The sequence below is a fragment of the Nioella ostreopsis genome (genome assembly GCF_004000255.1).
In the GTDB taxonomy this organism is placed as follows: Bacteria; Pseudomonadota; Alphaproteobacteria; order Rhodobacterales; family Rhodobacteraceae; genus Nioella; species Nioella ostreopsis.
On sequence record NZ_RCIQ01000020.1, the window covers coordinates 50,300 to 75,228 of the forward strand.

Annotated in this window: 24 protein-coding genes and 1 tRNA gene; 14 read left to right on the forward strand and 11 right to left on the reverse strand. The window is 57.2% G+C overall.

What is annotated here, in order from left to right:
- Nucleotides 1–138: 138 nt before the first annotated feature.
- Together EP237_RS17890 and pyrC are read right to left on the reverse strand one after the other, a co-directional pair.
- On the reverse strand, nucleotides 139–813 hold the full coding sequence (locus tag EP237_RS17890; RefSeq protein ID WP_127562265.1) for an orotate phosphoribosyltransferase: 675 nt from the start codon (nucleotides 811–813) through the stop codon (nucleotides 139–141).
- 64 nt (nucleotides 814–877) lie between these two features.
- Nucleotides 878–1,918 (reverse strand): dihydroorotase, encoded by a 1,041-nt coding sequence (gene pyrC / locus EP237_RS17895; protein ID WP_127562266.1) that lies wholly within the window; start codon nucleotides 1,916–1,918, stop codon nucleotides 878–880.
- Nucleotides 1,919–1,969: 51 nt separating this feature from the next.
- Between pyrC and EP237_RS17900 the strand changes: the two genes are divergently transcribed.
- From EP237_RS17900 to EP237_RS17910, 3 genes are all read left to right on the forward strand, one after another.
- Nucleotides 1,970–2,512 (forward strand): hypothetical protein, encoded by a 543-nt coding sequence (locus EP237_RS17900; RefSeq protein WP_127562267.1) that lies wholly within the window; start codon nucleotides 1,970–1,972, stop codon nucleotides 2,510–2,512.
- A gap of 85 nt (nucleotides 2,513–2,597) precedes the next feature.
- Nucleotides 2,598–2,894 (forward strand): hypothetical protein, encoded by a 297-nt coding sequence (locus EP237_RS17905; RefSeq protein ID WP_127562268.1) that lies wholly within the window; start codon nucleotides 2,598–2,600, stop codon nucleotides 2,892–2,894.
- A gap of 240 nt (nucleotides 2,895–3,134) precedes the next feature.
- A complete protein-coding gene (locus EP237_RS17910) occupies nucleotides 3,135–3,836 on the forward strand; it encodes a fimbrial protein (protein ID WP_127562269.1) in 702 nt (233 codons plus the stop codon).
- 57 nt (nucleotides 3,837–3,893) lie between these two features.
- On the opposite strand, the gene EP237_RS17915 is transcribed toward EP237_RS17910, so the two are convergent.
- The gene (locus tag EP237_RS17915; protein ID WP_127562270.1) at nucleotides 3,894–4,829 is read right to left on the reverse strand and encodes a phosphoadenosine phosphosulfate reductase; all 936 of its coding nucleotides are present in this window, start codon (nucleotides 4,827–4,829) and stop codon (nucleotides 3,894–3,896) included.
- Nucleotides 4,830–5,130: 301 nt separating this feature from the next.
- On the opposite strand from EP237_RS17915, the gene EP237_RS17920 reads away from it, so the two are divergent.
- Complete coding sequence (locus EP237_RS17920; protein WP_127562287.1) at nucleotides 5,131–6,027, forward strand: AAA family ATPase; 897 nt, start codon at nucleotides 5,131–5,133, stop codon at nucleotides 6,025–6,027.
- Nucleotides 6,028–6,165: 138 nt separating this feature from the next.
- The gene (locus EP237_RS17925; protein ID WP_127562271.1) at nucleotides 6,166–6,648 is read left to right on the forward strand and encodes a peptidase S1; all 483 of its coding nucleotides are present in this window, start codon (nucleotides 6,166–6,168) and stop codon (nucleotides 6,646–6,648) included.
- 49 nt (nucleotides 6,649–6,697) lie between these two features.
- Here the strand turns inward: EP237_RS17925 and EP237_RS17930 are convergent, their stop codons facing one another.
- Nucleotides 6,698–7,528, reverse strand: coding sequence for a hypothetical protein (locus EP237_RS17930; protein ID WP_127562272.1), 831 nt, complete (start codon nucleotides 7,526–7,528; stop codon nucleotides 6,698–6,700).
- A gap of 176 nt (nucleotides 7,529–7,704) precedes the next feature.
- On the opposite strand from EP237_RS17930, the gene EP237_RS17935 reads away from it, so the two are divergent.
- Together EP237_RS17935 and EP237_RS17940 are read left to right on the forward strand one after the other, a co-directional pair.
- The gene (locus EP237_RS17935) at nucleotides 7,705–8,958 is read left to right on the forward strand and encodes a vWA domain-containing protein (protein WP_127562273.1); all 1,254 of its coding nucleotides are present in this window, start codon (nucleotides 7,705–7,707) and stop codon (nucleotides 8,956–8,958) included.
- A 51-nt stretch (nucleotides 8,959–9,009) separates the two neighbouring features.
- Nucleotides 9,010–9,094: transfer RNA gene (locus EP237_RS17940), tRNA-Leu, on the forward strand.
- 191 nt (nucleotides 9,095–9,285) lie between these two features.
- On the opposite strand, the gene EP237_RS17945 is transcribed toward EP237_RS17940, so the two are convergent.
- Nucleotides 9,286–10,419, reverse strand: coding sequence for a tyrosine-type recombinase/integrase (locus EP237_RS17945; RefSeq protein WP_127562274.1), 1,134 nt, complete (start codon nucleotides 10,417–10,419; stop codon nucleotides 9,286–9,288).
- A 455-nt stretch (nucleotides 10,420–10,874) separates the two neighbouring features.
- On the opposite strand from EP237_RS17945, the gene EP237_RS17950 reads away from it, so the two are divergent.
- The gene (locus tag EP237_RS17950; RefSeq protein ID WP_127562275.1) at nucleotides 10,875–11,516 is read left to right on the forward strand and encodes a recombinase family protein; all 642 of its coding nucleotides are present in this window, start codon (nucleotides 10,875–10,877) and stop codon (nucleotides 11,514–11,516) included.
- A 972-nt stretch (nucleotides 11,517–12,488) separates the two neighbouring features.
- On the opposite strand, the gene EP237_RS23190 is transcribed toward EP237_RS17950, so the two are convergent.
- The 4 genes from EP237_RS23190 to EP237_RS17970 form a co-directional block, all read right to left on the reverse strand.
- Nucleotides 12,489–12,653 carry a hypothetical protein gene (locus tag EP237_RS23190; protein ID WP_164744756.1) on the reverse strand — a complete coding sequence of 55 codons (165 nt, stop codon included), beginning with the start codon at nucleotides 12,651–12,653 and terminating at the stop codon, nucleotides 12,489–12,491.
- Nucleotides 12,654–12,702: 49 nt separating this feature from the next.
- Nucleotides 12,703–12,900, reverse strand: a complete 198-nt coding sequence (locus EP237_RS17960) for a PIN domain-containing protein (RefSeq protein WP_127562276.1) — start codon at nucleotides 12,898–12,900, stop codon at nucleotides 12,703–12,705.
- Between the two features lie 7 nt (nucleotides 12,901–12,907).
- Complete coding sequence (locus tag EP237_RS17965; protein WP_127562277.1) at nucleotides 12,908–14,140, reverse strand: hypothetical protein; 1,233 nt, start codon at nucleotides 14,138–14,140, stop codon at nucleotides 12,908–12,910.
- Nucleotides 14,141–14,390: 250 nt separating this feature from the next.
- The gene (locus EP237_RS17970; RefSeq protein ID WP_127562278.1) at nucleotides 14,391–14,720 is read right to left on the reverse strand and encodes a hypothetical protein; all 330 of its coding nucleotides are present in this window, start codon (nucleotides 14,718–14,720) and stop codon (nucleotides 14,391–14,393) included.
- Between the two features lie 264 nt (nucleotides 14,721–14,984).
- On the opposite strand from EP237_RS17970, the gene EP237_RS17975 reads away from it, so the two are divergent.
- From EP237_RS17975 to EP237_RS17990, 4 genes are all read left to right on the forward strand, one after another.
- Nucleotides 14,985–15,989 carry a hypothetical protein gene (locus EP237_RS17975; RefSeq protein WP_127562279.1) on the forward strand — a complete coding sequence of 335 codons (1,005 nt, stop codon included), beginning with the start codon at nucleotides 14,985–14,987 and terminating at the stop codon, nucleotides 15,987–15,989.
- Nucleotides 15,990–16,149: 160 nt separating this feature from the next.
- A complete protein-coding gene (locus EP237_RS17980; RefSeq protein ID WP_127562280.1) occupies nucleotides 16,150–16,755 on the forward strand; it encodes a helix-turn-helix domain-containing protein in 606 nt (201 codons plus the stop codon).
- Between the two features lie 247 nt (nucleotides 16,756–17,002).
- On the forward strand, nucleotides 17,003–18,196 hold the full coding sequence (locus tag EP237_RS17985) for a hypothetical protein (RefSeq protein WP_127562281.1): 1,194 nt from the start codon (nucleotides 17,003–17,005) through the stop codon (nucleotides 18,194–18,196).
- A 130-nt stretch (nucleotides 18,197–18,326) separates the two neighbouring features.
- A complete protein-coding gene (locus tag EP237_RS17990) occupies nucleotides 18,327–19,571 on the forward strand; it encodes a hypothetical protein (protein ID WP_127562282.1) in 1,245 nt (414 codons plus the stop codon).
- Nucleotides 19,572–19,859: 288 nt separating this feature from the next.
- Here the strand turns inward: EP237_RS17990 and EP237_RS23725 are convergent, their stop codons facing one another.
- Nucleotides 19,860–19,991 carry a hypothetical protein gene (locus EP237_RS23725; protein WP_276317011.1) on the reverse strand — a complete coding sequence of 44 codons (132 nt, stop codon included), beginning with the start codon at nucleotides 19,989–19,991 and terminating at the stop codon, nucleotides 19,860–19,862.
- Between the two features lie 319 nt (nucleotides 19,992–20,310).
- On the opposite strand from EP237_RS23725, the gene EP237_RS17995 reads away from it, so the two are divergent.
- On the forward strand, nucleotides 20,311–20,823 hold the full coding sequence (locus EP237_RS17995) for a putative pterin-binding protein (RefSeq protein ID WP_127562283.1): 513 nt from the start codon (nucleotides 20,311–20,313) through the stop codon (nucleotides 20,821–20,823).
- Here EP237_RS17995 and galE read toward each other — a convergent pair.
- A complete protein-coding gene (gene galE, locus EP237_RS18000; protein WP_240661683.1) occupies nucleotides 20,820–21,800 on the reverse strand; it encodes a UDP-glucose 4-epimerase GalE in 981 nt (326 codons plus the stop codon). The two genes, EP237_RS17995 and galE, sit on opposite strands and share 4 nt — an antisense overlap.
- Nucleotides 21,801–22,234: 434 nt before the next feature.
- Here galE and EP237_RS18005 point away from each other — a divergent pair, with 434 nt between their 5' ends.
- Nucleotides 22,235–24,736, forward strand: coding sequence for a hybrid sensor histidine kinase/response regulator (locus EP237_RS18005; RefSeq protein ID WP_127562285.1), 2,502 nt, complete (start codon nucleotides 22,235–22,237; stop codon nucleotides 24,734–24,736).
- The last annotated feature ends 193 nt before the right edge of the window (nucleotides 24,737–24,929 follow it).

The following is a 24,929-nucleotide window of genomic DNA, read 5'->3' on the forward strand; positions in this document are numbered from 1 at the left end:
ATATCCTGTGGACAGGCTGTGGAGAAGATCGCCCGCCACAAGAAAACGCGCTATTGAACGGTAGGCCTTCGCGTGACACGGGCGCGGGGAAGGGCCTTGCAAGGCCCTTGTTATAAGGCGTTTGCAAACGCCTTGGCGCTAGCCTCTCGCTTTGCGCCAGGCTTCCGGATCGGTGAGGAAGCGTTCGACCGAGTCGAGGGTCGCGTCATCGAAGTCACCCGCACGGCGCGCCTCTGCCAGCACGTCCCACCATGTACAAAGGTAATGCAGCTCCACCCCATGGGCGCGCAGGGTCGGGATCGTCTCCTCAAAAATGCCGTAGTAGAAAATGACCGCCGTATGCCCGCATTCCGCCCCAGTGTTGCGGATCGCATCGACGAATTTCAGTTTCGACCCGCCATCGGTGGTCAGATCCTCGATCAGCACCACGCGCTGACCCTCGCTCATATCCCCTTCGATCTGGGCGTTGCGGCCATGTCCCTTGGGCTTCTTGCGCACATAGGTCATCGGCAGGGCCATGCGTTCGGCCACGAGGGCAGCAAAGGGGATGCCCGCCGTCTCGCCACCGGCCACGTTATCAAACGCCTCCAGCCCGGCATTGCGCATCAGGGTGCAGGTCAGGAAATCCATCAGCGTCGAGCGGATACGCGGATAGCTGATCAGCTTGCGGCAGTCGACATAGGTGGGGGCCTCTTTGCCATTGGAATGCACAAAGGGTGTGTCCGCGTTGAAATGCACCGCCTTGATGTCGAGCAGCATGCGCGCGGTCAGTTGGGCGATGGTGGCCTGATCGGGGTATGAGCTGGGGATCATCTGTCACCTCTTGTGGTGGGCCGGGGATGCCTCCGGCGGGAGTATTTGGTCCAAGAAGAAAGGGTCACGCCACGCGCCAATAGAGCGGATGGCCCGGGTCGAAGACGGTCACGGGGCCGTCGCCGGTGTCGATCTTGGCGGGGTAGGGGACCGGCTCGGGCTCTTTCACCAGCGTGATCGTCTCTTCGTTCGGGGGCAGGCCGTAGCGGACCGGGCCGAACATGGAGGCAAAGCCCTCCAGCTTGTCGAGCGCGCCTTCCTCTTCGAACACATGGGCCAGGCAGGCCATGGTGTTGGTGGCGGTGAAACAGCCCGCGCAGCCGCAGGCGCTTTCCTTGTTCGCGTCGCTATGGGGTGCGCTGTCGGTGCCGAGGAAGAAGCGTGGATTGCCGGAGGTCGCCGCCTTGCGCAGCGCCTCCATATGCTCGCGCCGCTTGGCGACCGGCAGGCAGTAGTAATGCGGCTTGATACCGCCCACGAGGATGTGGTTGCGGTTGATCATCAGGTGATGGGTGGTGATCGTGCCCGCCATGTCGCCGTCGGCCCCCGACACATAGTCGATCCCGTGCGAGGTGGTGATGTGTTCCAGCGTTACTTTCAGGCCCGGGGTCCGTTCCCGCAGCGGATGCAGGACGGTCTCAAGAAACACCTGCTCGCGGTCGAAGATATCGACGTCGTGGGTCGTCACCTCGCCATGGATGCAGAGCGGCAGGCCGATCTCGGCCATTTTCTCCAGCACACCGCGCACATTGTCGAAATTGGCAACACCCGAGGCCGAATTTGTCGTCGCGCCCGCCGGGTAGAGCTTGACCGCCGTCACCAGCCCGCTGGCATGGGCGGCGGCGACATCCGTCGGGTTGGTGTCTTCCGTCAGATAGAGCGTCATCAGCGGCTGGAAGCTCATGCCTTCAGGGATCGCGGCCAGGATCCGGTCGCGATAGGCGGCGGCCTGAGCGCCGGTCACAACGGGCGGCACAAGGTTCGGCATGATGATCGCGCGGGCGAAATGGCGCGCGGTTTCGGGCAAAACACCGGCCAGCATCGCGCCATCGCGCAGGTGCAGGTGCCAGTCATCGGGGCGGCGGATCGTGAGGCTCTGGGTCATGGGGCTTGCGCTACACCGGATTTTTGTCCCATGCAAAGGGGAAAGCGCCGCATGAGGCTTGAATTGCAGACGCTCAGCTATCGCCCCGGACTGATCCGCGCGCCCGTCTCGCTGGAGATCGGGGAGACCGGGATGCGCCATGCCGGAGGGGCGTTTCATCACTGGACGGATCTGACCGGCGTTCACTACGCGTCCTGGCGCAGCGGGCGTGTTCGGGGGGCCAAGCTGGTTCTGACCTTTCACAGCGAGCAGGAGGTGATCGCCGCAGGGTTTGCCCCCGGTGACCCGGCCATACCGGTGTTGATGAAGACCGTGCTGACAGAACTGGCATCGGCGCGGCCCGGGATGAGTGTGCAGGTCGGGGCGGGAAAGGGCCTGGAATGGGCGATGTTCGTCATTGGCGTCGTCAGCGCCTTGCTTGGCCTCGGCATTCTGGGGGCGGCGCTGGCCTCTGGCGTTTCGACCGCGCGGCTCATGGGGGCGGCCCTGCCAATCCTGTTGCTTGGTCTCGTGGGGTATTTTCTGCTGGTGGCTTACAGGCCCTGGCGGGATGTGCCGCCGGTGCCGGTTGAGCAGCTGATTGCCGATCTGTGATCCCTTGCCACATGCCGCAGTGCACCATATCTGCGGCTCGGGCTATGCTGCCTGTGCAAAGTGATCTCTCTGAATGGACCCTGCCATGTTGCTTTCCTTTCTCCTCGGTCTTCTGGCCGGATATGCCGAACCCTATGCCGAGCCGCATGTGAAGAAAGCGGTGGAGGACGTGTTCGATCTGTCGATCCCGGTGGAGAAATCCGAGTTCGACATGCTCACCTTGCTGCTTTTGCTGGCGGCGGCGGCGCTGATCGCGGCACTTCTGGCGACCGCAATGCTGTGGCCGCTGCTGATCGGGGCCTTTTTTGGCCTCTTTGGCAAACGGCTCTACGGGGCGTTGACCGAGGTGCATATCCGGCCCGGTCCACGCGACGATGCCTGACAATCTGCGATAATCTTTGAACCTTTTCTCCCCTGCGCGCGTCCCATGGAGGCTGGCAGCGGTCGATTTGAAGAAGGTTGCTGGCGATTGTTTCGCAACTGGGGCTGGCCAAGCCGGGTAATGCGGTCAAAGATGGGGGTCGGGCCGGTGATATCCCCCGGCTCCAATTCCCTAGCTCCCGGATCAACGGGGGCAGGTCATTTGATCCGCCCACGACCAGCACTTTCGGAGGTCCACGTCATGATCCAAAAAACCCTTTTCACGCTCGCCCTCGTTTCCGTCGGCACTGCCGCCCTGGCCGATTGCCCGCAATCCATGTCCGATACCGGCGATGGAGTCTTTGTCAGCTTCAATGATTTCTACGTGCGCTACGACCGGCTGGCCGATGGCTCGGTGATCGAGCAGGAGGTCTATCTGGAAGATGGCGGCGGCTTCCGTGTGCACAGTATTTCCGGTGCTTTCGTGCTGCAAAGCTGGGATACGCGCCATGGGGCGCTGATCGGCAATACGTCCGAAGTGACGACATATGCGGTCGGCGTGGACAACCTGCCGACGCTGTTCCCCGGCCAGACATGGCAGGGCAGCACCGTGCGTCGCCACGATGATGGCACCACCAATGTGGAAACCGTTGACGTGCTGATGGAGCCCGAGACCCGGATGTCGCTTGGCAGCTGCAGCTACGCGTCCTGGCCGATCCGGGTGACGACCACCGGCGAGGATGGCGGCGCCTATGTGGACCGCCTGACCTACCTGCCAAGCCTCGGATTCGCGATCTACCATGGTGGATCGGATGCCGGGGACAGCTTCGTTCCCGACATGCCGGTTGCGATCTCGACCGAACCACCGATGGTTAATGGCGATGGCGTGCTGGTCGGCGCGGCTGCGGGCAATCCGACCCCTGCTCCTGCTCCCGCACCGGAACCGCCGCAACTCTCCAAGTAGATCCGACCGATAGGATGTCAGCGCGCCCGCCCAGTGAGGTGGGCGCAGCTGTGTTGATCAGGCTGTGGCGGCCCGGTCCGCCTCGATCGTCATCATTTGGCGTGCAAAATGTGCATCGCCCGTTGCCGCCAGACCGTGCTGCGCCACGATATAGGGCAGTTTCGTGCCGCCGCGTTCTGCCGCCCGGTTCAGCAGTCGCTTGAGGTAGTCGGGATTTGTCTTCCGCAGAGCTCGCGTGATCTGTGAAAAGCGCAGAGGCGACATGCGGCCATTGCCGGTCGCCTTCAGCAGCCGGTCGAGCGTGGAATTCGGCTCCAGCAGCTTCAGCAGATTGCGGCCCGCGCCGCGAAACCTGATGCGGGTGACGGGTTTGCCCCGGAACTGCGCCGCGTGGGCGGCGTCCAGCAGCTCCAGCGGATCGTAGAGGACAAAGGCCTGTTCTGCCGCTTCCAGCATGGCGGGGGCATAGCCGTAGCGGCTGGTGAAATCCTTGCGCCACGCCTTGCGAAACCGCAGCTCGAAGGGGGCGGCGTCCCGATTCAGGCTGGCGGCAGGCGACAGGGCCAGAACCATTGCCCCGGGCGCGGCCACGGAATAGGCGCAGGCCGCGTGGCCGCACATCGGCCCCGCACCCAGGAAAATCACCTGGTCGAAGCTGTCGAAAAAATCCTCGTCGATCAGCCGGTCGAAAAAGCGGTAAAGCGCCTCGTCGCGAAACCAGGTGTCGCCCTCCGCCATGAGGCTCAGATAGGACCATTCGCGCTTGCTGACCGCGTCGAAGCCAACCGGCAGCGCGTCGCGCCCCTCGCTCATGATGCGGCCAACCTCGTCGAACGTGACCAGCAGCGTGTCGCCCTCCTGCACGTAAAGCGCTCGGTGATGGGCGCCGACCCGGTCGAAAAAGCCGTGCATGTTTCCGATCTGGTCCATCCGGGCCAGCCAGTCGGCACGTGTCTGTCGCTCACCTTGCATGGGCATCTGCATGTCGTTCATGGAGGTCTCTCTACATCGGCACTTGTTAACTTAATGCAAATCTGACCGGAGAGTAAGGCACCGCCATGGGCTCGGCGGGAAATTACCGTGGGATTTCTGACGGGATTCTGGCGACTTGTTCCGCATCCCGGCAACAATGCCTGTGCGATGACTTGAATTGATCGCCGAGCGCGCAAGGTTAAGGTTCGGTTCACCGGTAGGGCGACGATCTGACCGGCAAGAGGCAGGCAGGGATTCGAGCGCCATGTCTTGACCCGGACCCCAAGGCCGGGGCTTGATGGGCACCAAAGAGGGAGAGGTCATGCAGTCCATCGACGAGGTCCAGAGCGCGCTTGCCGAACAGAACTATGTCTGCGGACGGGCGCTGGCCACTGTGCTGTTCCTGTCGCTCCGCCTTGGGCGACCGCTGTTTCTGGAAGGCGAGGCTGGCACCGGCAAGACCGAGATCGCCAAGGCCATCGCCGCGGCCCTTGGTCGGCGGCTGATCCGGCTGCAATGCTACGAGGGGCTGGATGCCGCCAGTGCCGTTTACGAATGGAACTTCGCCGAACAGATGATCGCCATTCGCGCGGCAGAGGCCGCAGGCGGGGCGGATCGGGATGTTCTGAAGGGCGAGCTCTTCACCGAGGAATTCCTGATCGAACGCCCGCTGCTGCAGGCCATGCGCCCGCAATCGGGTGGTGCGCCTGTTCTGCTGATCGACGAGATCGACCGCACCGATGAGCCTTTTGAGGCCTTCCTGCTGGAGGCTCTGTCGGATTTTCAGGTCACGATCCCGGAACTGGGCACCATGAAGGCCCCGGAGCCTCCGATCGTCATCCTGACCTCGAACCGCACGCGAGAGGTTCATGACGCGCTGAAGCGGCGCTGTCTCTACCACTGGGTCGACTACCCGACGTTCGACCGAGAGATGGAAATCCTGCAGGCCCGCGCCCCGGAAGCCGCCGAGCGTCTGAGCCGCGAAGTGGTCGGGTTCGTGCAGCGCCTGCGCACCGAGGATCTGTTCAAGCGCCCCGGCGTGGCGGAAACCATCGACTGGGCAAAATGCCTGCTGGCGCTCGATGTGCTGGAGCTGTCGCCAGAGGTCATCGCCGACACAATCGGGGCGATCCTGAAATATCAGGACGACATTCAGAAGCTGCAAGGGTCCGAGGCCAAGCGGCTGCTGGACGAGGTGCGGGCCGAGGCGGTCGGGTAGTTGTCTTGTGCGAATTATGCGCGCTCCGCCTCAAACCACGGGACTCGCAGGCTTTTCTCTGCTAATCTGATCCCAGCAGGGACGCCGGGGGACGGCCCGGCATGTTCCTGAAACGTTCAGATACAGGGAGCATTTGCCATGATAAGACGTTTCTTCGCGCTTGCGACTTTGATCGCGGGCCTTCTGGGCGCCAGCCAGACATTGGCCTGCCCGAACTGGAACAATCCCACCGTTTTCGGCCAGGCGACGTTGAACGCGGGCTTTCTGCCGGATCCCTATGTACGCAACCTCACGGCAGGCGGGCGGGTGAATCTGGCCAATTGCTACCCTTATCTGGGACCGGGCTGGGTCGTCTCGCGGCCTGACTTCCGGCTGCATTACTACGGCCAGTCCCCGACCGGACGCATGACCATCGCCTTGCAGGCCCGGTCCAACGTCGACCCGATCCTCGTGGTCAATGCGCCGGATGGCTCCTGGCATTACAATGACGATTATCGCGGCTACGACCCTGCCATCGTCTTCTTCAACCCGATGTCGGGCCAGTACGATATCTGGGCTGGCAGCTATCACCGGAGTTCGAACAACCCGGCGGTGCTGATCGTGACGGAATACAACTACTGAGTTGAAACAGACTCCGGGCCTGAGACAGGCCCGGAGTTGTCAGCTTTCCTCAGCACTGGCTCATGGGCCAGCCTGACGGAAGGATGCAGATCGCACGATCGTTCTGGATGTCGTCGTTGCGACCGTAGATCATGGCCATTCCCGGCGCGGGTGGCGAATACATGATCAGGCTGGCATCGGTCCTGAAACTGAGAGACCCCATCGAGGATGCAGCCGCGAGATAGCGCTGATCCGGCATCACGCTGATGCCAAAGGTCTGGATGTTCTGGATCTGACCATTTCTCACGATACCCGTAAACACGGTGTAGGCGCCGGGCTGGTAGTACATGCCCCCACTCGGAGAAAGCGGGGTGGAGTTGGCGGGTTGCGCTGCGAATTGGCCCATCTGCCGCGTGAATGTCCGCCATGGGTAGTAGGTGGTAATTGCGCCTCCGCCTCCACCTCCCCCGGTTGTCGCGCCGCCACCCGCCGTGCTGCCACCGTGACCGGAATAGCCCGATCCGCTGCCATAGTTCGAATTGGGGTTGGAACAATCCGCGGTATCCGTGCCCCAGGCGCAGTAGCCAAGCCCGTTCGGCTCGTCACAATCGCCATCATTGGTGTAGGGGCAGGGGTTCATCAGACCGCCGCCCGATGATCCTCCCCCGGCGGATGAGCTGCCATAGCCGCCGCCGCTGCCGAAGTTGGAATTCGGGTTCGAACAGTCGGCGGTATCAGTGCCCCAGGCGCAATAGCCCAAGCCATTCGGCTCGTCGCAATCGCCGTCATTGGTATAAGGACAGGGGTTGTAAAGCTGCGCGTTGGCGGCTGTGCCAAGGCTCGCAAGGCCGACAAAAGCGCCGATGAAGAGAACCGTCGTGACTTTCAGGGATTGGTGCATGTGAGAATACTCCCGATATCGATTCCACGCTCGCCCAAAAGGCGGCAGAGCCATTCTTGAATGTATGATCATGTGTCAACTATGATCTGAATCAATCAATTGAGATGACCTAGGGGAAGCCACCCCGGCACCAACAAGCTCTTGACGGATCCGACCGGAGGAAATCTTCTGTCACCATGGCCGAACAGATCCCGTTGGAGCTGCCCGACAACCCGCAGCTGACCGCCAATATCACCCATTTCGCCCGCGCCTTGCGGGCGGGCGGCCTCAAGGCAGGCCCGGGACGCGTGCTGGATGCGGTGCGCGCGGTTGAGGTGGCGGGGTTCAGCGAGCGGGCGGATTTCTACCACGTACTGCAGGCCTGTTTCGTCAGCCGCCCGGAGGAGCGGGCGACCTTCGATCAGATCTTCCGGCTCTACTGGCGCGATCCGCGCTATATCGAACACATGATGGCGATGATGCTTCCCGCCATTCGCGGCGTGGCCGAGGACCGTCAGGCCAAACCGGCCGAAAAGCGCGCGGCAGAGGCCCTGCTGGACGGGGTGGACCGCGATCTGCCCGAAGGGGCCGAGCAGCAGGAAGAGGGCACCGAGATCGAGATCGACGCGACCTTGACCATGTCGCAGGAGGAACGGCTGCGCACGCTCGATTTCGAACAGATGAGCAATGCGGAAATGGCCGAGGCCAAACGGATCATCGCCGGGCTGTCGCTGCCGGTCAAACCCCTGCAAAGCCGCCGCACCATGGCGGCCAAACGCGGGCGTCTGCCCGACTGGCGGCGCACCATGCGCAGCGCCATGCGGCAGGGGGGCGAGATCACCGGGTTCGACATGAAGGCGCGCCGCATCCGCTGGCCCAATCTGGTGGTGCTCTGCGATATCTCCGGCTCCATGTCCTCCTATAGCCGGGCCGTCCTGCATTTCCTCCATGCGGTGGCGAACCGGAAGGGGCAGGGATGGGCGAAGGTCCATGCGTTTACCTTTGGCACGCGGCTGACCAACATCACCCGCCACATGGGCGCGCGGGATGTAGATGCAGCACTTGCCGCCGCCGGGGCCGAAGCGCAGGATTGGGAGGGCGGCACGCGGATCGGCCAATGCCTGACCGCGTTCAACCGCGACTGGTCGCGCCGGGTGCTGGGGCAAGGGGCGGTGGTGCTGCTGATCACCGACGGTCTGGACCGGGATGATCCCGACGCACTGGCCGCGCAAATGGAGCGGCTGCATCTGTCGTCACGAAAACTCATCTGGCTGAACCCGCTGCTCAGATGGGACGGGTTCGTGCCGAAGGCCGCCGGGATCAAGGCGATGCTGCCTCATGTGGACAGTTTTCGCGCAGGTCACAACATCGCCGCCCTGCAGGGGCTGGCCGAGGCGCTGTCGCGTCCCGACGACATGGGCGAAAAAGCCCGGTTGATGCGGATGTTGTGAGTGTTTCGTGATTGACGCTGACACGGGGCAGGGCTAGACCATCCCCGCGTTGCCCGTGTGGCGGAATTGGTAGACGCAGCGGATTCAAAATCCGCCGCCGCAAGGCTTGCCGGTTCGAGTCCGGCCACGGGTACCATTGAAAATAAACGATTTTTCAGCCTCTTGCTTATAACTATTCCATAAATGTTCGGATTTTGTGTTTATTTTGTGCATACGGTTCGGCTTGTGATTCCTATCGTCCTTGCTGCGCTCATCCACAGTTGCCACTGAAAATGAAAACACCCCCTGTGACGGGGGTGCCTGAGATATTGTTGGCTTTGTCAGCTTTTATGCGGCTTCGTCGTATGGGTCCCACTCGTCAACTGCCAGCTGAACAGCCTTGCTTTCTGCAAGATGGGCATATCGGGAAATCATCGCGGTGGTTTCGTGCCCCGTGATTTGCTTGATAACATCAAGCGGTTTACCGGCTTCCACAAGTTCAGTCACTTTGGTGTGGCGCATATAGTGCGGCGTGTAGATGGCCTTCAGCCCCGCAGTTTTGCAAAGGCGTTTGAACTGGCGGCTCAGGTCGTTGATATGGCCGGTCTTGGTATCGGCGGCAAACACGAAACCGGCGTCTGTTCCCCTGGCTTCTTGCAACGCGCGCAGCGCATCCAGGGCAATCTGGGGCAGGGGTTGTTCGCGCTCGCCGGTCTTTGTGTGTGGCAAGTGAACACGCTTTTGATGCCAGCGGATGTTTTCCCACTGAATCGTCAAGATTTCCCGGTGGCGCATTCCCGTGCCAAATCCAATCAACAGGAACAGATGCAACATCGGGTGTTGGCCCGGTTGCTGGGCAGCTTCAAGCAAAGCTTTCTGCTCAGCCCGGGAAATCCGGTCCCGCTGCTTGAAATTTTCTTTGTAGTTGCTGCGCACATAAGGTTGGCTGTGAATCCAGCTCTGTTCCTGGGCGTGGCGGTAGAAATGGTTCAGGGTAGCCATCACGCGGTTCACGGTGCCGGTGGTCAGCCCGTTCTTGCGCAGGCTTGAACGGAACTCGTTCACAGCCAAGGTGTTCAGCCTCGCCATCACCTTACTTCCCAAGTTGGGCAGGATGTGGATGCGGAAATGGTGTTCCTTGGCTTTGATATTCTTGCCGTCGTGGTGGTGCAGATGGTCCATATACATCGGCACCGCCTCGTTCAGGGTCATCTCAGATTCTGCCCCACCGTCGTGCTTCAGTTCGTGCTCACGCTCCTTGGTTGCGCGATACTGCGCGGCCTCGCGGATTGCATCCGTCAGGTTCATCGTGGCATCGGTCCCCAGTTTGTGCTGATAGCGTTCGCCATCAAGCGTAAAGCTGGCGTGGAATGTAATGCCGGATTTGTTACGGGTGGCCCGCAGGTTGCTGCCGTAGGCGGATTGGCCCACTGCAAGGTTCTTCAAGTCTTTTGAGGTCAGTTTGTTGCTGGTCTTCGCCATAGATGTTCCTTCTACTGTTTCAGGGTGGGCGGTTAATAAGTATCTGATAATAATTCAGTTTTTCGCTCACCGGGTTGGTGGCAATGTACTGGCAAATCCGCAAGCCTGCAGTCAAACGGTTTCTCGCACGGGGTTTTGGGAAAATTTGCCCACAGCGAAACCTGTGTCGTATCAGTGCCTTGGCTGGCAACGGGTTCGCAGGATTTTGGTAAACTTGCAGATTAACTCGGAAAATCCCTTGATTTAATCTGAAACATTCTTTGCCAAATGCGAATCACTTACGCGGCAAGCCGATGCTCGGTCACCAGTGCGCAGCCAATGTGTTCATAAGGGTATACCCTTATGATTGCATCTGGTAGCCCAGAATGCCGGGTGAAAGTGTGTCCATAAGGGATGGATTCTCTATATGAATACATTATATATGATTAACCCCCTTACGAACACAGGAACACCACTTGGCACACACCATTTTCTACGCCCGCGTATCCACAGCCGAACAAACCCTTGAACATCAGGTCGCCCAAGCGGAACGCGCAGGCTTCGTGATTGATGAAGTGGTGGCCGATAAGGGGGTATCTGGTGTGGCTACCCGGCTGTGCGAACGGCCAGAAGGCAAACGGCTCTATGATAAGCTGCGTTCAGGCGATGTGCTTGTGGTGCGCTGGGTGGATAGGCTTGGGCGTAGCTACACCGATGTAACGGAAGTCATCCGCGAATTTATGGCTCGGGGCGTCATCATCAAAACTGTCATCAACGGGATGGTGTTTGATGGAGCCACCACCGATGCGATGCAGATGGCCGTTCGGGATGCGCTGATTTCGTTTTTGGCGGCCACGGCTCAGGCGCAAGCGGAAGCCACCCGTGAAGCCCAGAAAGCCGGTATCGCCCACGCCAAGGGCCGTCAGGGCAAGTATCGTGGCCGCAAGCCCAGCTACACTCGCGAACAGATTGAACAGCTGGAAAGCCTTCCCGCCGGGATGAACACTACCGATGCCGCTCGCGCTACCGGGCTTTCGCGCCAAACAGTGTTGCGAATTCGTGCTAATCCCATCGCAGCCTACGCCCGTGTCGCAAAGTGGGAAGTTGAGCAAAGCTAAAAAGAACCACACCAGATGGGGGTCTGGTGTGGTTCAAGTACTTGAAGGCGTAGAGCCGGGCAGTACTCCGGCAACCACGAAGGGTTAAAGCAGAACCACCTCCAAGGTGTGTGCAACTAGAATCAGTTTTGATTGTCCGGTCAAAATTCTTTATGGATAGGTTGTTATCGTTTGGTACAGCAGGGTGGTGGTGTGGTGGTGAGATAGCCAGCTTTGGCATACTGTTAACAGTGGCAACTGCTTCCAGGCAAGCAGTGATAAACCGGCAAAGCAGATCAAAGGGCATTTCGGTTTGCCCATCTTTCGTTATGATTTAGATTTTTGCATCACGCACGCCAGAGCCCAAATGGCTTGCAACCAGCTCGCAATCCCAACCACTGCCGCGAACAGTGTGAACTGGTTGATGAACTGCCACAGGCATAAAAAAACCACGCCAGATGTGGGTCTGGCGTGGTTCAGTAGTTGAGGTAAGGCGAACACCGGGCAGTACTCCGGTAACTGCTTGGGTTGGAAGCAGTTTTGGTCCCCAAGGTGTGTGTCACTAGAATCAGTTTTGACTGCCCGGTCAAAAATTCTTATGGATAGGTCTTTATCTTTAGGTGCAGCAGGGTGGTGTGGCGCTCAGATATCCAACTTTGGCAAATCGTTCACGATGTTCACCGTCTCAAGACTCACTGTGATTACACGGCACAGCAGGTCAAAGGGCCATAGGTGGACGCATTGGCTCAGTAAGATGCCAGCAACTCGTCACCAGATGTGATGGTCATAGAACGGTCTCAAGTGATTGTAATCACGGTATAACACCGGCTACCCCACCATCAAACACGGAAATTTAGTAAATGAAATCAACAAGATATTAAATGAAAAGTTTTCACCAAGGGCAAAAACCTGTTGCCAAGCGTGGGTCGGATTTGGTACCCCACAGCCAGCGAACGGGAACAGGATGAAAATGGCGGCAGGCATACGGATAAATCACATACCAGCAGGAACCACCAAAAATGGCCAGCCTGCATCGTGCAAAGCTAGCCACTCTAAATTTTCACCTTTTATTTTTGCCACGGCGCTTGTTGCGCTTTCTGCCCTGTTTCGGTGGCTGCTTTCTGCCATCATCACCACGCAGCTTGCTGTGTTCGCCATCCTTGATTTCCTGAAACAGCGGCTGGCCGCGTATCCATTCCCGCAGTTGTTAATCGGTTTGAATGCCAACAACGCTGGTAAGAAATTCACGGATTTCTGCTATCGGTTCCGGCAACGGGCTGCGAACCATCACGGGAACAGCCGCTTGCTGAAAGTATCGCCGCATCTTTCTGTGCAAACGGCTTGGGATGGGTTCACACCGAACGGGTTCAAGCTTGCCACGAAAGGCATCATAATCAATTTTCATACGCTTTTCACCTGTAAACCTTTGAAGCTTTTTGCAGTGGGAGCAGCCGGAAATGCATCCGCCAAAATGCCAGCCGTTGATGGAAAAGGTTTTGCGTCTTCAACCACGCGTGTTCGGATGGGCTTTGCCAAAAATCGGTTGGCATCAATCCCTGCTGGCTCAAACTCGGTGGGTTCACTGCTTTACCAAGCGCAACACGGCACGCAGATTCATCAATATAACCACCAAGTGAAATCCCCCATTCGGCTGGTTGAACCGCATCAAAAAGCATACCTGGCTTAGAGGTGTTACCACTAGAAATGGGAGTAAGATTGCCACGCTGGCTGCCATCAAAACTGCCTCGCCAACTGATGATTTGTTTCAGTTCCCGCTCACTTGGTATGTAGTTTTCTGATTCAGTGAGTTTGTTGCAGGCGAGGAGGGCTTTGTGCGAAACAGAAAAATCACGGCACATCTCTGATGCGTAAAAAAGATTTGGGCTGTATGTGAGGTTTCTTAGTGTTCGCGTTTGGCCAGCTAGAACGGCATTTCGTTTCCGAACACACCTCTCACGCTCAATATTTGTTTTTGCTGTTGAGGGTTCGTATTTCTCCAAAATCTGTTGATAGGGGAAAACAAGTGGCTGGAAATCTTGGTGCGCATAGGTGAACCGTTCTGCTTTATCGCTGTAGTCAAGGGTCCACCAGAGAGGGGTGTTAGGGGTAAATTTCTCAACCAGAACTGAGCCATTTGTGGTGCCAATGTTGAACTTGCGAATGCCATCTACATCACGAATAACTTCCACAAGTTTATGCATAAATGCCACATCAGTTCGTTCATCACACATTTCAAATGGCAGGAACAGAAGGACGTGGATATGGTGTTTATCTCGTGGGCTGAAATTTATCTGATTTGCATCACTGCGTGTTCCAGCTGCATCACCACAGAAAATCACTCCCGGCTTATCTTGTGGTGAGATGTCAACTGAATTTTCAGTATATGTGGTTGAGGATAGCTTAACTATTTCTTTGTAAATACTGGTGCAGATGGCTCTATGAGATGGTAGAAGTTTGTTCTTACCTGCTCTGGTTTCCTTGTGAGCAGTTATGAGATAACATCTGTTATCAATGTTCTCAGTTGTCCTAAAATGTTGAACAGCTGATGCGATGTATGTGTTGCTAAGTGCTTTCCTTAATGCCCATTTTGGTGTGTGAGGTATTATTGATTTGGTTTTATCTTTTCGTTTTGTAGTTGTTTCCATATTGATTCCTTATTTGTTTTAATGATTTGCGTGATTGATGTTTGAATAATGTTTTCATTTTTCTATCATCCCGTTGTTTATCTTATTAGATACCACTAACACTTGCACCGCCGCTGATGGCTGCGGATGCTAAGCGTTTTGATGATTGCTGTTTTATGGCTAAACCTGGCACCTGCTATGGCAGCCTTGATTGGCAATCCTCTTTGTAGCAGCGCTATGAACTATAGCACAGTTTGCGCGAATTGTCCAGTTAATTCGCTATGCAGGCCGAAATAATCACCCTGCTTTCGTCGTTTAATTTTAGTCTTTTTATTAACTCAACAGATAATTCACTTTCAAGTTTTCCCAGCTCGTCAATTTCCGTCTCAAATATAGTAGAAAACCTGTCGTAATGTTTGTTCGCTTTGCGTATATTCACAATGCAGTTCAGTAATCCTTCAGTGGAAAAGTCCCGGTTGTGGTGAGCTTGCCGGTAAAAATAGTTTTCAGTTAACCCGCAGTACCTGCGCGAAAAATCCTGATAATTATCAGCTAAACCGTGTGAAATCAGTGTATCTGCTGTTTTCTGCAATAATGTCATCACCTTGCCTCCAAAAAGAATGTTGTTTTCTATTTATCTTTCCTGGGCAAGATGGCCGATTTTACCGCAAAAATTGCAGGTTTTGTGTCTGGCGGGGTACCGTAGCTGGATGCCGAGAGATGGCACTATACGGGCCGTTCCGTGGCTCTCAGGGCTATCTCTGTTCAGCCGTCACAAAAACTTTTTGCGTAACAACAATATTATTCCACCTTCAGCTTTTGGATTGTTGTATGCAGGCCCCATCATCAACATCGTGGGGGAATCGTGGGGCAACTGGCGGCGAACAAGAACTTTTGCAAAAATGATAAAGTTGTGGAACTTGTTGAACGAACGCCTTTGGCCGCCAGTCACGAATATCTTTTGCGTCATCTAGCGGGGCCGTTGTTTTCGCGTGTAGCCAGTGTGTTTGCTGATGAAAAGGCAGTTGCCTACATCCTTGCAGAACCGAAGCGTCGGCAGGTGTGGAACGCGGTTCTTGCCGCTGGTCGCCGCCATGATGTTTGTCATGTGTCGCTGGAAAACCTGCTGGTTCAGCCAAGCAAGAACTTGATTGTCGCGGCCTATGGGGCTTGTCCCAGCGGCTACCTTACATTGCTTGGCCGGTGCGGCGATCTCGGCCTGCCTGTGGATTTCTATCGGTTCTGGCAGGGGTTCTTGGCAGATGGTGGATGCTGTATCCGTCAGATTGCCGGAAGTTCGCTGCCACTGTGGGAACTTTATCGGGTGTTGAAGAACTTGCCGCCAGAATTGCGCACGGTAGCAATCGCTCAACGGTTTGGGGAACACTTGGCCGCAAGTCGGTTTGTGGAAATTGTGCGCTGGATGAAGGGTGGCCAGTCTGATGAATCCGTGTGGCGTAATGTAGGGGAACAGCTGGAACGGGGCAGGTCACCCCGTAAAATTCTGGATAGGATGTTAGATGATGCCCGGTGCCCAGCGCCGTACCTGGTTGATGCACGGTTCCGGCATCTTGGTTCGGTCAAGATGCTGCGGGATGCAGGGCATCGGTTCAAAAACTGCCTGAAGCTGGATTTCACGTTGGAAGAAGCCTTGCGTGGTGAAACTCAGTTCTATGAATGGATGGGGGAAGGCGAACCCGCCATCGTCAGCATCACCGACGATATGCCGTTTGGCTGGATGATTGGGTCTATCAAGGGGGTGGGCAACAGCGATCCCGATGTAGAAACCTACGTGGCCATCACCGATGCGCTGCGCGATCACTGTGTTGTCGGCAGAATAGGCGTGCTGGATATGATGCCGATGGTGTAGCGAGGCATGGTGAATGACAATCCGCGTAAATGCCTGCAAGATTTGAGCATGACGCTAAGCCCCGATAGGCCTACATAGCCTTAAGTGCAGATTGACGGCAGTAGCATGCTGCGCGATGTGGCAGGGCACATAAGAAGTAGTTGCGGATGGTTCGGACGGCATGCACGAAGATTTTGGACGAAAGCTGAAGTTATGGCGTGTGCAGCACGGTCTGAACCAGCAGGCTTTCGCCACGAAGTTGGGTGTGTCGCAGGCGACGGTTTCCAGATGGGAACGCGAGAAGGATGTGCCGACACCGCGTCACATACGCGAGATCAAGGGCGTTCTGGACAACTGGTCCCTCCAGCATGACTTGGAAATTGAACGCATTGGTATCTCGGGCTTGATCACACCACGTGCCATCTATGATGCAGACGGCTTGAAGCTGTTGGCGTGGTCAGGTGGGTTCGCGCAGCTATGGCCAAAGAACCATCAAGGTAAATCCTTGGACTATATGGAAGATCGCTATTTGTTGGACGACTTGACCAACGAAACAGAGCAGATCATCCATGATCCAGATACCGAGAAGCATATCGCCGAAGGCAATATTGTGGCGATGTCCTGCGTTACGAACAAATCCACCCGGTTTGAAGACGACCACGCATTCACTTATCGCATGCATGGAACCGTCAGGTTGCTTGGAAGCAAGCGGGTCATTGATGTGATCTACGAACCCGCAGGGCCGGAAGATCGCACGAGGGTGGAGCCGATTCTGTTCCGTCCGTGATTCGGGGGCAGCATCAGTCACATGAAGGTAGAACGCCCAGAGGCACTGATCACGTAATGATGGTCAGTGATTTGGCGAAGTGTGGCCGCATTTTTGCAAATTATACGTAATTATACATTTCGGAATGAAAAAATATACGCAGATATACGTTTTGCCAAGATATTGAAAATATACGCATTTAGTCGTTTTCAGCGAGCCGACAGCTTGGTACCGATAGGGGAAAGTGGTCAGGACCGTTGAGGGAAGCATGCGAAAAATTTTCAGAACATTTAGCATCACCATAACGGTGGTGGCTTGCTCGGCAGGAGTAAGCAATGCTCAGACAGTATCCGTACTGGAGCGGGTTCTTGGCACCATTAACAATATGACCAACCTTGCACCTGTGAATGGTGTCTATGCGAATATTGCTGAAAGTATTGGGACAGTTCCCGTCCCTTACGAAGTGGTTACCCCAGAGCAGACGGTGCTTGCTCCAGAGGTCACACCCGAAGAGACGGAGGTCTTTAGGGTGTGGTTGAACTCAACTGCCGGGGAGGAAGTGGTAGGGACAGTTACGCTAGATCAAGTCGGAACGGGTCCAATTGAGCTCCAATCAGCCGCTGGAACTGTGACCTTATCGGTAGATGAGGATTTAAATATCACGATTATTGATGCAGTGGATGAAAACGGCGTAGCGGTGGATACGCTAGCGTTGGTGGCAACAGAAACAACCGCCATTAGGCATGAGGCTGGTTATGATACCGAAATTGGACCCGGGGATACATTCAACCTCTTTAGTGATTTGGCGGTTCTAAGGACCTTTCCCGGTTCTGATCCTGCAGTTGCAGGTGAGTGGGCTATTCAAGTTATTGATGGCAGGTCGGATCGTATTGTGGTTCGCGGTGAGGTTGATCCAGCGATTTGGGAAGGCGTTGGCGTTGTAACGCAAGATGAAGCCTACGTGACGATTCCAGAGCTTCGTGAAACCTTTTATTATTATAACCCAGAAACTATTGACGGCTCCATCAACAACACGGTCACGGGCGTTGTTGAGGCGACCGCGCTTGCAACCGCGAGCCTCGCAACAGCTACAGAATTCACCATGCCGACCATGGATTTTGGCGACATGGCGACCACTGCGCTTGGCGCGGTGAATACAGGCGACATCACATTGGGTGTGAATTCAGCCGTGGATGAGGCTCAAACCAGCACCACAGCTGCGATTTCTGCTGCGATGGAGCAGATCGGTGGCTCCGTAGATACCGGCGCAATCGTCATAAACGTGGCCTCCAACGCAAACGCCATCAATGGCTCCATCAACAACGTGTTGAACCAGGTGAATGGTTCCATCGGCAACCTATCCACCACGGCGCTTGGAGCCGTGAATACCGGCACGATTGTAAGCGGTGTAGATGCTGCGGTGCAGGGCATCGTAGGGATGAGCGGGCAATCGTCGTTCTAGGCGATTTAGTGTAAGAGCAGATTGAAGAATATGGTGAGTGGTGTTGATGCGCGAATTAATATTTCTCCACCAACCCAGAAAAGTGGTGCTGTTTAACCAAATGCCGCCGAGCCCGCAGGATAGAAGGGTAATGACCGTAAAAACACTAGGATCGGTGCTTTTTTTGGCGGCTATAGTCCCAGAAATGAGTCAGGCTCAGGAAGTGTCCGTATTGGAGCGGGTTCTTGGTACCATTGACAATGCCACCAACCTTGCACCTGTGAATGGTGTATATGCGAATATCGCGGAAAATATTGGATCCGTTGGCAATCAACAATCTTTGGCTGACCCCAGTGCCACAGATATCATGTTTTGGATACAAGCGTCTAACGAGCCAGAGGAGGGCTACGTTTCTGTTACTTATGGCGACTTGGGGCAAACAGTTAGCTTTCTGGACTATACTGAATTTGAAATAGGGTTGGACGGTTCTGTTTCGGTGGTTGATATTGATGATTATACTGACCCATACACCATCATATTCGCCGACGGATCAACGGAGCAGTGGGACGATGACACCAATCAAACCTTTGATGTCGGGGGGGCGTCGGTATTTACTTCAGACATCTTGTTCTGGATTGAGGCCACCGATGAGCTGGATGAGGGCCGGGTGGCAGTGAGGTTAAGCGACGTGGGGCAAACAGTTAGCTTTCTGGACTATACTGAATTTGAAATAGGGTTGGACGGTTCTGTTTCGGTGGTTGATATTGATGATTATACTGACCCATACACCATCATATTCGCCGACGGATCAACGGAGCAGTGGGATGATGATACTGCGCAGCAACTTAGGCTAGATGAAATAACCACTGTCAGGTATTTCATACCACAGGAGTTTTCGGACGCTCCGTTCTTGGTGCAATCATATGAGACCACGTTCTACGCAATTTCATCTGATATTAATGGCTCCATCAACAACACGATTTCGGGCGTTGTTGAGGCGACCGCGCTTGCAACTGCGAGCCTTGCCACAGCGACCGAACTCACCATTCCAACCTTGGATTTTGCCGACATGGCGACCACTGCGCTTGGCGCGGTGAATACCGGTGAAATCACGCTTGGTGTGAATTCCGCAGTAGATGAGGCAGCGACCACCTACACCAACGCAATCTCGGCAGCATTGACCCAGATTGGTGGTTCCGTTGATACGGGTGCGGTTGTCATCAATGTGGCATCCAACATGAGCGCAGTGGATGGCTCCATCAACAACGTGCTGAACCAGGTGAATGGTTCCATCGGCAACCTGTCCACCACGGCGCTCGGTGCTGTGAATACGGGCACGATTGTAAGCGGTGTAGATGCTGCGGTGCAGGGCATCGTAGGGATGAGCGGGCAGTAAGCTATTTCCCCTCACATCTTGTGGGCCAGTGCTGGAAACAGTGCTGGCCTTTTCTGTTGGCCGACACTGTGCCCCCACACACACCTTCAACAACCTCGCCAAACCTCCCTACGGCCCCCCCGCTGTGAGCCACTCTACCACCCTGCTATCATCGTCCGGCAACACGCCGTGGGGCATCCCCTGCGCGCATCCTTAGTTCAGGTTTTGTGTTTATTCTGTGTTTTTGAACGGTGGCTCACACGGTTTTGGGCTGCGGTGAACGGGGCGCTTTGGCAGGATTCCGATAGGTTAGAATACTTTAATCCATTGATAATAAATGTCTTTTTGTGGTTTTTCAGGTGGTTGGTGATTGATGCAAAAAATGGTGCTCGGGGATTCAAAATCCGCCGCCGCAAGGCTTGCCGGTTCGAGTCCGGCCACGGGTACCATTTCAATGAACTGTTCCGGTCTGCAGGCCAGTCCCTTGGCGTCTCGGAAACCCGACGCGCTTGCTTCGGCCGCATGTGAATAGCTGTAGCCGGAATTCAGGTCTCGTCCGAAACCATTGAGAACCAGCCAGCGTCAATCTGGTGCCGCACGCACGCGATCCGGCCGGGTCGTTGTTGGCGTGGCGTTCGGGGTATTCTTAAGGATAGGCCATTATCCAATTGAACAGGTGCAATCGGCTCTCTTTCGATTTATCGAAAAGGAAGAGTATATTGTCAGAGATCGTACAGACAGCCCAGAGACGGAGATCACGATGCCTGTTGCATTCCATCCGCTTAGCCTTGTTCAGCGGTTCCTTCCGGTGCTGTGTGGTCTTTTGATAGTGGCAAGCGGAACGCACTCTCGGGCCGATACGACCGAGGACATCCTGCTCAGCGTCACGGGCCCCGAAATCTCGCACGACCTCACCCGTGCGGATCTTGAAGAGATCGGTATCGCCAGCTTTCAGACAACCACGATCTGGACGGATGGCATCCAGGAATTCACCGGGACTCCCCTGAATGTCTTGGTCGCAGCGCTTGGGCTGGAAGAGGGGGCCATGCAGGCCATCGCGGCCAATGACTATGCTGTTGAAGTGCCGCTGTCCGACGCGGTCGAGGATGGGCCGATCATCGCCTTCCTGCGCAACGGGGAACCGATGACGCTCCGCGATAACGGGCCGCTCTGGCTGGTCTATCCCTATGACCACAATTCCGACTATCAGTCCGAGATCATCTATGCGCGCAGCATCTGGCAGCTGGAACGCATTGTCGTGATCGCGCCCTAACGGGAATAGCCCTTGCCTTGGTGCCAGCGCCACGCATCCGCTATCATCTGGTTCAGAGTGGATCGCTCGGGGCTCCAGCCAAGATCCTCGATGGCGCGGTCACTGCCGGACACCAGTTTGGTGCAATCTCCGGGGCGTCGTTCGCCGAGGGTCATCGGCACGTCGCGATTGGTCACGGCGCGGCTGGCATCGACGACCTCGCGCACGGAAAAGCCCGACCCGGTGCCGAGGTTGAACACCCGAGATCCCTTGTCGGCCAGAAGCCATTTCAGGCCCAGAACATGCGCATCGACAAGATCCATCACATGCACGTAGTCGCGAATACAGGTGCCGTCCGGGGTGTCGTAGTCGGTGCCGAAAATCGTCAGGGCCTGGCGCTTGCCGTCAATCGCATCCAGCATCAGTGGAATCAGATGTGTTTCCGGCTGGTGGAACTCGCCGACCTCGGCCTCGGGGTCGGCTCCCGCCACGTTGAAATAGCGGAAGATCACCGTTTCCAGATCATGCCGGGCCGAAAAGTCGCGCAGCATCCCCTCGATTGCCAGTTTCGAGCCGCCATAGGCGTTGATCGGTTGTTGCGGCGTGTCCTCAGTCAGCGTGACCAAATCCTGATCGCCATAGGTCGCGCAGGTCGAGGAAAAGACAAAATGACGGCAGCCCGCCGCCACGGTGGCTTCGATCAGGTTGAGCGCGCCCATCACGTTTTCGCGCCAGTAGCGGCCGGGGTCCTGCATGGATTCGCCGACCTGGCTGAGCGCCGCGAAATGCATGACTGCAACGGGTTGGTGGGTCGCAAAGACCTCGTCCAGCCGGGCACGGTCCAGCAGGTCGCCTTCTTCGAATGGTCCGAAGCGCACCGCATCGCGCCAGCCGGTGGACAGGTTGTCGAAGGTGATGGGTGTGTATCCGGCGGCCTTCAGGGCCTTGCATGCATGGGCGCCAATGTAACCGGCCCCACCTGTGATCAGTACGTTCATGCTTCTATCCATAAAAATGATTGCGCGTTGCCAATTGCCACCAATGCCGGGGCGTTGCAGGTCAATCCACCGGCGATCGCGCCTGACTTGTCCTGTCGTTCCGGCTGCGCGCCGGTCCTTCGTTCAGAAAACGGCTCAACAGATCTGGGTTCGAGGTTTGGTACGGCCTATGAGGTCACCGGTCTACCCTCAAGAACGCCGCTGACCCAGAAAAATGGCCGCAGGCATGGGGGCACCGGCCGGACTGGTTTGCCGACGGTAATACGAACATCCCGCCTGAAACTCGGGTGGGCCTTGTCGCGACTTGGGGTTACGGTTGCGCCGCCTGTCTTGGCGTCGGCTGCTATCCGTATGCGCTATCCCGTGACATACGCGGGAAGGTATGATGGACTTGGCAGTCTTGGGAAAATGGTGATTGAGCAGGGGCAAAAGCGATGAATCGAGGGAAGCGGCGGTTTTTTGTACCGTCGATCGTCATTGCCGTCATCGGGGCCTGCTTTGTCGGGATCTGGTTTCTCAGCGCCGATGCGCGGCGAGAGATTGACGCGCTGGCGACCGCGAATGCCGACAGCACCCAGTGGAGCATCGCACAGACCGAGGTCGAGTTGCTGACGCTGGAGGCAGCCGTCCTGAACGCTATACACGACAATTCGCAGGCCGCGCTCAGGGATGTGCGCCGTCGCTTTGATGTGTTCTATTCCCGCATCCAGGTGCTGCAAAGATCACAACAGCTGCAACGCGTCCGCGAGGAAGCGGAAGTCGCCGAAACGCTGGAGCGCGTGGTTGTGACCCTCGACAGTGCGTTGCCCCTGATCGACGGCCCGGATGCGGATTTGCGCGCGGGGCTGGGTGGTCTTGAGGAACAGATCGCCGATCTTCGAAACGATCTCAGATTCGTCACGCTGGAATCCGTCCGTGTCTTCGCCGGACTGGCAGAGCAGCAACGAGAGCGGGTCGCCAATGCGCTGCTCGACCTTGCCGCTCTGATCGTTGTCCTGATTCTGGTCCTGTCGACCACCGTGTTTGCCTTGGTCTGGTCGCTGCGATTGGGTCAGCGCAGAACGGCAGAGATCGCGCTTGCGCAAAGCCGGCAGCGCACCATCGTGGGCACATCCATCGACGGGGTCTTGGTGGTTGGCCGCGACGGACGCATCCTTGATTGCAACCCGGCGGCAGAGCGGATCTTCGGCTATACGCGCAAAGAGGCGCTTGGCGCCCTTATGGCCGATCTGATCATCCCCGATCACCTTCAGCAGGCTCACCGCGAGGCCATGGACGAGCATCTCAGCACCGGGCGCAGACGGATTCTGGGAAAAGGTCTTGTCCAGCTGGAAGCCAAGGACAAGTCGGGCCGGATCTTTCCCGTCGAACTGTCCATCGATACCGCTGAGAGCACCGAGGGAGAAATCTTCGTTTCCTTCATCCGCGACATCTCGGATCGCCAGCATGCCGAGCGGGAACTGGTGGAGGCCCGCGACAAGGCGCTGGCGGGCGAAGAGGCCAAGGCGGAATTTCTGGCCGTCATGAGCCATGAGATGCGCACGCCGCTCGGCGGTATTCTGGGCGGGCTGGAACTGCTGTCGGGCACCGATCTGACCGAGCGTCAGAAAGGATTTGTCGACATGATGGGCCGCTCTGGCCAGTTGCTCCTTCATCATGTCAACAGCGTGCTCGACATTTCGCGCGACGATGCCGGCAAGACGGTTCTGCGGCCCGAAATCTTTGATCCGGTTGAGCTTTTGATGGATGTCGTGAACAGTCAGGGGGTCGAGGCAGAGGCCAAGGGAAACCGGTTGCACGTGTCGGCCGATGACGATCTGGGGTCTGTGATCGGCGACAGGACCCGGCTTATGCAGGTGATCGTCAATCTGGTGGCGAATGCGATCAAGTTCACCCGCAACGGGCAGATCACACTGTCTGCCATGCGTCCCCCCGGCGGCACCAATGTCGAGTTCCGCGTGGCAGATACCGGCATCGGCATCGCCGCCGAGGATCAAGCGCGCGTCTTCGACGATTTCGTCACCCTCGATACCCGCTACGCCCGTGAGGTCGAGGGCACCGGTCTGGGGCTTGGCATTGCCCGCCGGCTGGTCGTTGCCATGGGAGGCGAGATCGGTGTCGTCAGCCAGCCCGGTTCGGGGTCGGAATTCTGGTTTCGGGTGCCCCTGCAGCTGGCCGACGCCGTGGCCTTGGACCAGGGCAGACTTGCGGCAGACGGCCCGGCGGCCGGTCCGGTCCCCCCGACATCCGGCCTGACGGTTCTGGTTGTCGAGGATAACGAAATCAACCGCGCCGTCGCGGTGGAGATGCTGACCGGTATCGGATGCGAGACGGTGCAGGCATGCGATGGCGCCGAGGCGCAAAGGCTGGCCGGGCAGCGGGGGTTCGACCTGATCCTGATGGATATCAGCATGCCGCGCATTGACGGGATCTCGGCCACCCGGCAGATCCGCGAGACCTCCGGACCTAACAGCCTGACCCCGATCATCGCCCTGACTGCCCATGCGCTGCCCAAGGATATCGAGCGGTTCCACCATGCGGGCATGACGGGCGTTCTGATAAAACCCCTGTCGCGCAGAACCCTGATCGAGATCATCGGGCAGCATTGCGCGGGGCAAATGGCGGCTGACGAACTGGGCGACGAACCGGCACTCTCTGCCGAGCTTGCACAGCGCGCGGCAGCGGAGATCGCAGAACACCTTTCCTATATGGAGAAGGTGATCGGGGAGGGGCGCGCGGTCCACGATCTGGCCAGCCGCGCCCATATGGCGGCCGGTCTGGCGGCTGTGTCCGGTCTGGCGGCGCTTCAGGAAGCGTTCGTGACGCTGGAACTGGCGGTGGCGGAACTGGAGGGCGAAGAGGGGGAGGCCGAAGCGCTTGCCGAGATGCTGGCCGATGCAAGGGACCTGTTTCGGCGCGAAAGGCTGGCGGGCTGATCCTCCTGGGGTAGCCTGAACCCCGGCACGCGTCCCCCGCACAAAGAAAAACCGCGCCCTCCGTTATGGCCGGAGGACGCGGGTGTTGACCGGTCGCGGGGCTGGGTCCAGGAAAAACCCCGGCCCGATCGAACCTCTTTTCGGGCTCAGTCGAGTCCGAACTGGAAGAGGAGTCCTGTCTGGCATCCGTTGC

Bases quoted from the DNA above. Each gene is read 5' to 3' on its own strand.
- EP237_RS17930 (WP_127562272.1), bottom strand. From the start codon at position 7,528: ATGCACCAATCCCTGAAAGTCACGACGGTTCTCTTCATCGGCGCTTTT.
- EP237_RS17935 (WP_127562273.1), top strand. From the start codon at position 7,705: ATGGCCGAACAGATCCCGTTGGAGCTGCCCGACAACCCGCAGCTGACC.
- EP237_RS17920 (WP_127562287.1), top strand. From the start codon at position 5,131: ATGCAGTCCATCGACGAGGTCCAGAGCGCGCTTGCCGAACAGAACTAT.
- EP237_RS17890 (WP_127562265.1), bottom strand. From the start codon at position 813: ATGATCCCCAGCTCATACCCCGATCAGGCCACCATCGCCCAACTGACC.
- EP237_RS23190 (WP_164744756.1), bottom strand. From the start codon at position 12,653: ATGGCGAACACAGCAAGCTGCGTGGTGATGATGGCAGAAAGCAGCCAC.
- EP237_RS17910 (WP_127562269.1), top strand. From the start codon at position 3,135: ATGATCCAAAAAACCCTTTTCACGCTCGCCCTCGTTTCCGTCGGCACT.
- galE (WP_240661683.1), bottom strand. From the start codon at position 21,800: ATGAACGTACTGATCACAGGTGGGGCCGGTTACATTGGCGCCCATGCA.
- EP237_RS17945 (WP_127562274.1), bottom strand. From the start codon at position 10,419: ATGGCGAAGACCAGCAACAAACTGACCTCAAAAGACTTGAAGAACCTT.
- EP237_RS17990 (WP_127562282.1), top strand. From the start codon at position 18,327: ATGACCGTAAAAACACTAGGATCGGTGCTTTTTTTGGCGGCTATAGTC.
- EP237_RS18005 (WP_127562285.1), top strand. From the start codon at position 22,235: ATGAATCGAGGGAAGCGGCGGTTTTTTGTACCGTCGATCGTCATTGCC.
- EP237_RS17985 (WP_127562281.1), top strand. From the start codon at position 17,003: ATGCGAAAAATTTTCAGAACATTTAGCATCACCATAACGGTGGTGGCT.
- EP237_RS17970 (WP_127562278.1), bottom strand. From the start codon at position 14,720: ATGACATTATTGCAGAAAACAGCAGATACACTGATTTCACACGGTTTA.
- pyrC (WP_127562266.1), bottom strand. From the start codon at position 1,918: ATGACCCAGAGCCTCACGATCCGCCGCCCCGATGACTGGCACCTGCAC.
- EP237_RS17925 (WP_127562271.1), top strand. From the start codon at position 6,166: ATGATAAGACGTTTCTTCGCGCTTGCGACTTTGATCGCGGGCCTTCTG.
- EP237_RS17995 (WP_127562283.1), top strand. From the start codon at position 20,311: ATGCCTGTTGCATTCCATCCGCTTAGCCTTGTTCAGCGGTTCCTTCCG.
- EP237_RS17965 (WP_127562277.1), bottom strand. From the start codon at position 14,140: ATGGAAACAACTACAAAACGAAAAGATAAAACCAAATCAATAATACCT.
- EP237_RS17900 (WP_127562267.1), top strand. From the start codon at position 1,970: ATGAGGCTTGAATTGCAGACGCTCAGCTATCGCCCCGGACTGATCCGC.
- EP237_RS17905 (WP_127562268.1), top strand. From the start codon at position 2,598: ATGTTGCTTTCCTTTCTCCTCGGTCTTCTGGCCGGATATGCCGAACCC.
- EP237_RS17960 (WP_127562276.1), bottom strand. From the start codon at position 12,900: ATGAAAATTGATTATGATGCCTTTCGTGGCAAGCTTGAACCCGTTCGG.
- EP237_RS17980 (WP_127562280.1), top strand. From the start codon at position 16,150: ATGCACGAAGATTTTGGACGAAAGCTGAAGTTATGGCGTGTGCAGCAC.
- EP237_RS17915 (WP_127562270.1), bottom strand. From the start codon at position 4,829: ATGAACGACATGCAGATGCCCATGCAAGGTGAGCGACAGACACGTGCC.